Below are 8,068 nucleotides of genomic sequence, written 5' to 3' on the forward strand. Positions count from 1 at the left end.
CTTGCAATTGCGTGTAGAGGTCGGTTTTGCAAGCACTGAGGGCGACGAGAACTAGCAGCATGACAAGTCTAACCGACCGCCACCCTGACAGGCCACGCATGATTTCGCCCTCGGCCAAGCCAATCATGCGCGCGGTTCAGCCTTCCTTCAAAAGTTTATTCACGGATGATGTGACGCCGCTGACGCCTTTGGAGATAAGCGCCACCTGGGTGACGCCGTTGTAAACATCCCGAAGACCAGCCATCATCGTTTCGAAGTCTTGCCCTTGTTGAGGAATGCCCGAGATTCCGGTTCCCGCCTCACCTGCGACGGGAAGCTTCTGCGCCGGTCCCGGTAGAGCGCCCTTCGAAAGGGCTATGTCATGGTCGAGCGCGGGGAAGGAAACAGTGTTGTGTGGATATAGGGAGGAAATCGTCTGCAACACGCGATCGCCCATGCCGCTCGTCGGCGCAGCCGCGCGCTGAACATCCATCGCCGCAGCAACTGGCGCCGCACTCGCTGGCTCCGCGGCGGCATTGTTTTTCAGCGAGTCGGCTGCATGCCCTAAGGCGCGCTCAAACTGGGCCTGCTCGACAATCGACGGTGATCCGACCCTGGGGAGGCCAGCCGTTAGAGTGGCAGAGATCGACGTGACAGGCATCATCATGTAAGGACTCGGTTGCTCTCTCTGACCGGGCGGGCCCCGCCCATTCATCACCCGGTGTCGGCGCAACACTCCTAGGGGGGCAAGCTGACAACAAGCTGACTAACGGCGGCGTCATTTCGACATCTAAAATCTCTTCGGCAATTTAGTCACTTGTGATGATTTCAGCGTTTGGTTTATCAGTGCGACATGCCGAGAACGCTTATCCAACCCGTCACCCTGCATGTTTTGAGACTTCTCTGTGCCGGGTTTTTTCTGTCCACCGGGATTCACCCGGCGCACGCAGTCCCGCTGTCCCTTCCGGCGACACCCTATAGATACACGGTTCTGGATCAGGAACTCGCTGCAGCGTTGCAGGAATTCGGCAACAACCTGAATATCAGGGTCAACATCAGTCCTGCGGTGAAGGGGCGAATTCGCGGACGTATGCCTGATTTGCCACCGCGCGCGTTCCTCGACCGCTTGACGAACCTTTACGGTCTCCAATGGTACTATGACGGCCTTGTGCTCTATGTGTCTGCTGCACAAGAATCGCAAACTCGAATGCTTTTGATGACGTCGATTCGCTTCGATGCGTTCAAGGGGGCTCTCGACAAGCTTGATATCTCCGACGAGCGCTATGTGGTCAAACCCGTGCCAGGCAATGGCCTCGTCTTCGTTTCCGGTCCACCGCGCTTCGTCGCACTCGTGGAGCAGACCTTTAACGGCTTGGTGGCGGAGGCGCAGGCGCAGACTCACATAGCGGCCACGCCAAAGGAATCAGTGCTGATCTTGTTTCGCGGCTCCTCCACTACGGTCGTTCGCGACGGACGACCGGATGCTTCTTATTCTTCTGACATCCCACAACAGGATAGCGTTGGCGGGAAGCCTGAGCTGGGCAAGAAATGAACATTGAGGATTTGCCGCAGCTCTGAAGAACATGACTGCGGCTACCCCTTTGTGAACTCTTCGCAAACTCGTCAGTTTCTCGAAAGCTAATCCGCTCATGATGAGTCCCGGCAGCTCTCGCGGTGACTCCGGCCATTGTGTTGGACCGAACCTTGGAGCCGGCCCGGAACACAGCAATTGAAGGCAGGGCAGGCGCATTCGTGACCTGCCGACGCTTGGAATTGTCGAATTTTGTGAAACGCAAGGGATCTTCTGTCGGGGTCTCTTGTGGGGATTTCAACGTCACGTCTGAGGATGCACAATGTCGGCCAGCAATCTTTCAACTTTCTACCGCTCAAATTCGCTACAGTCCGCAAGGGGTTGGCCGGGCCTGAAAGTTTCCCATTTTGCGACCCAGCATCAGCAAAGTGCATCGTGCTTCGAAGCGATGCTGTCCACTTGTGTGCTGGCAAACAAGCCCGGCTCTTTCGCGCAAGGGGATCTGCCAACGTCGAATCTTGATTCGACAATGGATAAATTGCGGCAGGACCCTTTGGGCCATCTGGCACCGGATGTCGAATCGACATTGAAGGGCTTGGAGCAACACCCACTGGATCTGCTGCCGCCACATATGAGGGCGGCTCTCAAGGAGGACCAATCGCAACGCTCCAAGGCGACTGAAGCCCAACATCTGCTCCGCGTCACCCCGAAGATCGAGCCGGCTCCCAGGCCGAGCCCCGGAATCACGTGGAACGGTGGGTCGCTGACCACGGCTGAGTTGCAGATTGTTGCGGTACTCAACCGTCACAAGGACCAATGCCCGCTTAGTTGGAAGTCGTTGACCGAGAAAGCCAATGATCCCTCTACGCCACCGGATCTGAAAGCGGCGATCAAGGGACTGCAGCAGGATTCGGGACTTTTTTATGCGATTGGCTCGCAGGGCGACGGCCGCTGTGGAGGCAAGATCAACGCCAAGGACTTGGCCGGATTTTCAAACCACCACCCACAAGTTGCTGCATTTCAGGAAGCCCAAGCGCAAAGCTACGAGCAGAACTACATACCATCCGACGGCAGCGGAGGTTTGCAGCCTTCGGTCATGACCTTGAGCGATGCCTTGCGGGAGTTTTACCGGTACTCCGAAAATCTGTCCAAGGACCTGAGTCTGGATGAGTTCAAGAAAATGGTCGGCGGCGAATCGAAAAACGGCAAATTTCCGCCCCAGGTCATTGCGGCGGCGCAATATTTCCTCGATCACCCCGATGCTTGGAACCAGTTGTGCGGTGGCTCGAAAGGGAAGATGCACAAAGAGGATTTCCTGCAAGTCGCCTCATCGTCGATGAGCCTCACGCAAACTGAGCTGAATACGGTCGAGATGATCAAGGACCATCAGGACACGTTCTTTGGAAGCGGTGTTCTGACTCGCGACAAACTGGCGAAAATGAAAGACGACAAGAGCCTTGATCCGAAAGTGCGGGAAGCAGCCTCTCAGCTCCTTTCAGATCCTCTTTTGTTTGGCCTCCTGAACAATTCGATCACGGGCTATAAGACCCATCATAAATTCTTCGACTTTGGCGGCGGGCATACGGTTGATTCCGGCAATATCAGCAAAAAAGACTTTGCCCATTTTTGCACAAACATGTCGTCTGCGAACCGCAACGTTCAGCAGCCAATCACCCACGGCGCCCAAACCGCAGAAGAGCAGAATGCCGTCGCGGACATGAAGATGGGCCTGATGGACCAGCCTGACATTAAGTCAGCCAAAAAGAACGGCGGGGCCGTCATGCACGTCGTCGACTCCGTGCTCAAAATCGAGACGAAAGTGCTCGACTTGGCGGCAACGGCGGTGGGACTGCTCAGCTTCATTCCGGGCCTCGGACAAGTAGCCGATCTTGCCTCGATGGTTCTCGAGGCTGAGTCGCAAGCAGCCAATCTCCTGCGTACGGCCATTAACGGAGGCGATATGAAGCGAGCGCTGGAGGAAGCTGGCCTCAATATGGCCGCGCAGGCGATCGGCCTTATCGCAGGCCCCGAGGTCAAGCTGGCCATTCGAAATGGGCTCGTAAAGCACCTGATGGAAGAGGCCTTGGCGGCAGGCATTGATCTTTCGGTCTCGACGGCGCAGGACTACGCAGAAGGCTATGTGAATAACCTCCAAGCGCGCCTTGCAGGCGGCCCTGAGCAAAACCTAGGCCTTCCGAGCATGCCATCATTCCAGAGTGTGGCAAGCAATGTGCCCTTCGTCGGCATTGCCTTATCCTAGCCGTCGCCTTGCGCGGAAGCTTTGGCTCGCGCGCTGAGATAAGGGTCATTGTGGCACAAGCAGGGGTTCATCCGCATCAACGCAAGCGGTGTTCCTGACGCCATCTTGATCGGACTGTGAGGGAGATGTCCGAAGTCTGTGAAGGCTTCGGTATATGACGACTTCAGAGTTACGCTGAGCCCAGCCATCTCGAGCCGGTGCGCCGGGTCGAGGTTTTCACGGGCGCCGGCCGGCAGCGGGAATGGTCTCCGGAAGGCACGGCGCGGATGGTGGCGGAGCTGGCGCAGCCGAAGGAACGGCTGTCGCGCGCCCAGGGCGGCCTCCCGAACAGCCAGACGATGATCTCCTGCGGCCTATATCCTTGTGCCCACGCTCAAGGCAGTCGGCTGAAAACAGCGCTGATTTAAAACAGCATTATCCTGCACTGCACCCTCGATCCTTGCGCTCACCGATCGCTCGTCGACACGCACGCGGTCAAGTCGTTATCGGCGCTATGCCGATGGGCTTCGAGAGCAAGGTGGACGCTGAGCGGTGCGTCAGCCTCAGGGCGCGGCTGGCCAGCTTTGGGTCTCACGCTCTATGACGGCAACACCCGGCTGATCCACTTGGCCTGTTCGGGGGCTCCCGGCAGCGGCGCGGAAGCCACGGTCCGCCTTCCTCGGCTTCAGGCCAAAGACACCGCAGCATGCTCCAGAGCTATGTCTGCCGCCTTCGCCCCATCGTCGCTGGTCATGTGGAAAGGACAAGCAGGCTACGCACCCCATAATCCCGTCGGGCAGGATTCGACAGTCGACGGCGAGACATTCGCCAAACCTCACCCTTGATTCTCAGCAACGTTAAAAAAAATTCACATAATGTTCGTGAGCGTAGTCTCCTGTCAGGTGGTACATTAGCCCCAATATCTGGCGTCTTAGTCGTAGAAAGGACTGTGATCCATCTTCCATTAGCATCCATACCAGCGGATTTACAGCAAATGACGAGAAGAGATCTCATGCGGATTGATGGGGATAGAAGGGCTAGCGGCTTGCTGCATCCCGTCCGGGTTGATGCCAACCAATGTTGACACTGGTAAATCGCGTAAGGACGGCAGCGCATCTTGATCGCCTTCGAATCCTGGGCCTTTGCGCGCATGCGGATCTAACCGTCGGCGAGCTGGCCGATATTACCAGTCTGCCTCGCGAGCAGGTTCGACGCCACGTCCGGCGGCTGGTCAGAGCCAACTTTCTTTGCTGCAACGAACAACGTCCGCAGTCTTCGTACCATATGCAAGCAGGAGGCAAGGATGGCGGGCTGGCTCAATTGGTGGTCGATCTCCTGCCCCACGATGATGGTCATCATAAAAGAGACCTACAACGCCTGGAAGCAATACAAGACGCGCGGTTGAAGGGACCGCCTGCTTGATCGTGAAATAGATCAGTCCAAATGGAGCGCGACTACCATGGATAACTCCGCCGGCGGCGCCATCGCGCAGCCCGACACTTACGGGCGGCCTCACTTAGCCGCCGTCGACTCCCGCGTTCGCGAACTGCTTCTAAGACAGGAGCGCCAGGAGCGGACAACTCTCAAACTGATCGCCTCCGAGAACTTTGCCTCCTCGGCGGTGTTGGAAGCGACCGGGTCGATTTTCACCAACAAGTATGCCGAGGGATACCCCGGTGCGCGCTACTACGCCGGAAACGAGATCGTCGATGAGCTTGAGACCCTCGCGATCGAGCGCCTGAAAGCGCTATTTGGCAGTGAACACGCCAACGTCCAGCCTTATTCAGGCTCGCCAGCCAACCAGGCTGTCTATCGCGCGCTTTTGAGCCCCCGTGACAAAGTGATGGGCTTGCCTTTACCCGAAGGCGGCCATCTGACTCACGGTTGGTCCGTCAATTTTTCCGGCAGCGATTATCAGCGCGTCCCGTACAGGCTGCACGAAAAGACACAGCAAATTGACTATGACCACTTGCGCGAGACCGCCAAGCGGGAACGCCCGAAGCTAATTTGGGTCGGCGGAACTGCTTATCCGCGTATTTTTGACTACGCGGCAATGGCCGAAATTGCTTCGGAGGTGAACTCGTATCTGGTGGCTGACATCGCCCACATCAGCGGCCTGGTTGTCGCAGGAGTGCATCCGAACCCCGTGCCCCATTGCGATGTGGTCACCAGCACCTCTCACAAGTCGATCCGCGGTCCCCGGGGTGGCTTCATTTTATCAAGGAATGAAGACCGTTATCAGCCCCTCCATCATCCGAAGAGCAAACACAATCTGGCCAAACGTATAGACCGCGCCGTGTTCCCTCTTCTGCAAGGCGGACCGCATATGAATACTATCGCCGCGCTTGCCGTCGCTTTGCAGGAAGCAGCGAACTCGTCCTTTCGTGTCTACGGTCAGCAGATCGTCCACAACGCCAAGGCTCTGGCCCAGGCGCTTCTGGAGCGAGGTTATGAACTCGTCACCGGGGGCACTGACAATCACATGCTGATCCTTGATCTTCGGGACCGGCCGCTGTCAGGCAAAGCCTATGCGGAGCGCTTATCGCGTGCAGGCATCATTGCGAATTTCAATATGGTCCCGGGCGACCGGCGGCATCCGGCGCTGACAAGCGGCATCCGCTTAGGGACGCCAGCGGTGACGTCCATGGGCATGCGCGAAACGGAGATGGTGCAGATCGCCGCTTTCATCGACTCGGTCTGCCGCCAGCCCGATGACCAGGAAGTTCATGCGAGCGTACGAAGAGACGTTGCCGACTTCTGCACTGCGTTCGATGTTCCCGGCATCCCCGACCGATAAGCCACCCCAATCCAGAAACTCCTCACTAACTCCAGCACTTGAAGCGAGGGCATTTTTATGACCAGGCAGTTCGTGTTCTCTTCCGAATCCGTCGGCGCGGGACACCCCGATAAGATGGCAGACAACATCTCCGATGCCATTCTCGATGCGGTCCTGCGCACCGATCCGAAGGCGCGCGTCGCCTGTGAAGTGTTGGTGAAGACGGGGATGGTCGTTGTGGCTGGCGAGATCACCAGCCATGCCCACATCGATTACAGCCAAGTCGCCCGCGATACGATACTCGATATTGGCTACGACGATGATGCGATTGGCTTTGATGGTCGACGTTGCGCCGTCGTTCTGGCCCTCACCGAGCAGTCGCCCGACATAAGCCAGGGCGTTGATGAAGGACGAGGGCAGGATCTCGGGCAGGGGGCAGGGGATCAGGGCATCATGTTTGGATTCGCATGCAACGAGACGGATACATTGATGCCCCTGCCGATCCAACTCGCTCACCATTTGACGAAAAGACAGGCCGAGGTCCGGAAAGCGGGACAGCTTGGCTGGCTGCGTCCGGACGTGAAATCTCAAGTGTCCGTACGCTACGAAGGGCTCCGCCCGGTGGCGCTGGATACCATAGTCCTGTCGACGCAGCATGACGAAGCGGTCTCACAAGCCACGGTCCGCGAAGGCGTCATTGAGGAGATCATAAAACCGGTCCTGCCGGCCCACCTGGATACTTCGGGGATCAGATTTCTGGTCAACCCAACAGGGCGGTTCGTGGTCGGTGGGCCTGCCGGCGACTGCGGCCTCACAGGACGGAAGATCATCGTCGATTCCTACGGTGGGACCGGGCGTCACGGCGGCGGTGCCTTTTCGGGCAAGGACCCATCCAAGGTTGACCGCTCGGCGGCCTATGCCGCCCGGTATGTCGCGAAGAACATCGTTGCCAGCGGCCTTGCGGAGGTCTGCGAGGTTCAGCTTGCCTACGCGATCGGCGTGGCCAGTCCGGTTTCTGTCATGGTCAATACTTTCGGAACCGCAAGGATCGAGGAAAAAAGGATCGAGCGCCTTGTTCTCGAGGTTTTCAATCTCCGACCGAAAGGCATCATCAAGATGCTTGATCTCTTACGCCCGATATACCGCAAGACGGCGACATACGGACACTTCGGGCGTGAAGAGCCTGAGTTCACCTGGGAGAAGACGGACAAAGCTGACGATTTGCTGCGTGAAGCAGGACCGGCAGCTGCGTGAGGGCGGCTGGATCAAGCGCATGCGGCAACCCATTTCAACTCGCGAGACCACGCCCGGCCGGCATGGCAAGAAGCCGGCTCGGGTTTTTGGCGGAGATTTTGATGCGGATTATGACGTGCTCTGCATCGGTAATGCCATTGTCGACATCATCGCCCAGTGCGACGAGGCATTCCTCGAGACCAACGGCATCATCAAGGGAGCGATGAACCTCATCGACACAAGGCGCGCCGAGCTGCTCTACAGCCGCATGGGTCCGGCGATCGAGGCCTCCGGCGGCAGCGCCGGCAAC

Annotated in this window: 6 protein-coding genes and 1 pseudogene; 6 read left to right on the forward strand and 1 reads right to left on the reverse strand. The window is 57.8% G+C overall.

The genetic code is table 11. The annotated features are described in order from the left end of the window. Positions 1-136: 136 nt before the first annotated feature. Positions 137-643 (reverse strand): nodulation protein NolB, encoded by a 507-nt coding sequence (locus EN781_RS18870; RefSeq protein WP_281034380.1) that lies wholly within the window; start codon positions 641-643, stop codon positions 137-139. Between the two features lie 189 nt (positions 644-832). Between EN781_RS18870 and EN781_RS18875 the strand changes: the two genes are divergently transcribed. The 6 genes and pseudogenes from EN781_RS18875 to EN781_RS35355 form a co-directional block, all read left to right on the forward strand. After that, positions 833-1,531 (forward strand): secretin N-terminal domain-containing protein, encoded by a 699-nt coding sequence (locus EN781_RS18875; RefSeq protein WP_091595837.1) that lies wholly within the window; start codon positions 833-835, stop codon positions 1,529-1,531. A 427-nt stretch (positions 1,532-1,958) separates the two neighbouring features. Beyond that, positions 1,959-3,770, forward strand: coding sequence for an HrpF/NolX family T3SS translocon protein (locus EN781_RS18880; protein WP_236370748.1), 1,812 nt, complete (start codon positions 1,959-1,961; stop codon positions 3,768-3,770). Between the two features lie 1,056 nt (positions 3,771-4,826). Next, a complete protein-coding gene (locus EN781_RS18890) occupies positions 4,827-5,171 on the forward strand; it encodes a helix-turn-helix domain-containing protein (protein ID WP_091595831.1) in 345 nt (114 codons plus the stop codon). A 37-nt stretch (positions 5,172-5,208) separates the two neighbouring features. Then, a complete protein-coding gene (gene glyA, locus EN781_RS18895) occupies positions 5,209-6,546 on the forward strand; it encodes a serine hydroxymethyltransferase (protein ID WP_091595829.1) in 1,338 nt (445 codons plus the stop codon). Between the two features lie 57 nt (positions 6,547-6,603). Continuing rightward, positions 6,604-7,779 carry a methionine adenosyltransferase gene (metK, locus tag EN781_RS18900; protein ID WP_063169265.1) on the forward strand — a complete coding sequence of 392 codons (1,176 nt, stop codon included), beginning with the start codon at positions 6,604-6,606 and terminating at the stop codon, positions 7,777-7,779. 19 nt (positions 7,780-7,798) lie between these two features. After that, positions 7,799-8,068: pseudogene (locus tag EN781_RS35355) on the forward strand (hypothetical protein); the annotation flags it as partial.

Origin of the sequence: Mesorhizobium sp. M4A.F.Ca.ET.090.04.2.1, assembly GCF_003999085.1 — a bacterium.
Taxonomy (GTDB): Bacteria; Pseudomonadota; Alphaproteobacteria; order Rhizobiales; family Rhizobiaceae; genus Mesorhizobium.

Excerpts from the sequence above, each read along its gene's own strand:
- metK (WP_063169265.1), top strand. The coding sequence starts at position 6,604 with ATGACCAGGCAGTTCGTGTTCTCTTCCGAATCCGTCGGCGCGGGACAC.
- EN781_RS18875 (WP_091595837.1), top strand. The coding sequence starts at position 833 with ATGCCGAGAACGCTTATCCAACCCGTCACCCTGCATGTTTTGAGACTT.
- EN781_RS18870 (WP_281034380.1), bottom strand. The coding sequence starts at position 643 with ATGATGCCTGTCACGTCGATCTCTGCCACTCTAACGGCTGGCCTCCCC.
- EN781_RS18880 (WP_236370748.1), top strand. The coding sequence starts at position 1,959 with ATGCTGTCCACTTGTGTGCTGGCAAACAAGCCCGGCTCTTTCGCGCAA.
- glyA (WP_091595829.1), top strand. The coding sequence starts at position 5,209 with ATGGATAACTCCGCCGGCGGCGCCATCGCGCAGCCCGACACTTACGGG.
- EN781_RS18890 (WP_091595831.1), top strand. The coding sequence starts at position 4,827 with ATGTTGACACTGGTAAATCGCGTAAGGACGGCAGCGCATCTTGATCGC.